Origin of the sequence: Acinetobacter sp. MB5 (assembly GCF_003261585.1) — a bacterium.
GTDB lineage: Bacteria > Pseudomonadota > Gammaproteobacteria > Pseudomonadales > Moraxellaceae > Acinetobacter.
In genome coordinates, this window is record NZ_POVU01000048.1 from 1 (window position 1) to 742 (window position 742).

At 46.6% G+C, this 742-nt stretch carries 1 protein-coding gene; it reads left to right on the forward strand.

Features of this window, described 5'->3' with window-relative positions; all coding sequences use genetic code 11:
• The coding region (locus C1A47_RS17540; RefSeq protein ID WP_162625987.1) for an NAD(P)/FAD-dependent oxidoreductase at window positions 1-742 on the forward strand (742 nt) is incomplete at both ends.

The following is a 742-nucleotide window of genomic DNA, read 5'->3' on the forward strand; positions in this document are numbered from 1 at the left end:
TCTTTCTGGTGCTGTTCTTGAACCTCGTGCGCTCAATGAGCTCTTTCCAAACTGGAAAGAAGAAGGTGCACCGCTGAATGTTCCTGTGACAGAGGACAAAACCTATTTCTTGCTGTCTGACAGCACGCATAAAGAAGCCCCTCACTGGATGGTACCAAAAACCATGCATAACAATGGCAACTATGTGGTGTCTTTGGGTAATGTGGTTCGTTGGCTCGGTCAGAAAGCTGAAGAACTGGAAGTTTCGGTATTCCCGGGCTTTGCCGCATCTGAAATTCTGTTCCATGAAGATGGTTCTGTGAAAGGCATTCAAACAGGTGACATGGGCATTGGTAAAGATGGTCAACCGACCCACAACTTTGCGCCTGGTTATGAACTGCATGCCAAATACACCTTATTTGCAGAAGGTTGCCGTGGTCATTTAGGCAAACGTCTGATTGCGAAGTACAGCCTCGATAAAGATGCTGATCCGCAGCATTACGGGATTGGGATTAAAGAGCTTTGGGAAATTGACCCAGCCAAACACCAAGAAGGTTTGGTGATGCATGGTACAGGCTGGCCTTTTGCAGAAACTGGTACAGCAGGCGGCTGGTGGTTATATCATGGTGAAAACAACCAAGTGTCTTTGGGCGTGATTGCTGACTTGTCTTATGACAATCCGCATGTTTATCCATTTATGGAAATGCAGCGCTGGAAAACTCATCCGCTGATTAAACAGTTCCTAGAAGGCGGTAAGCGTATT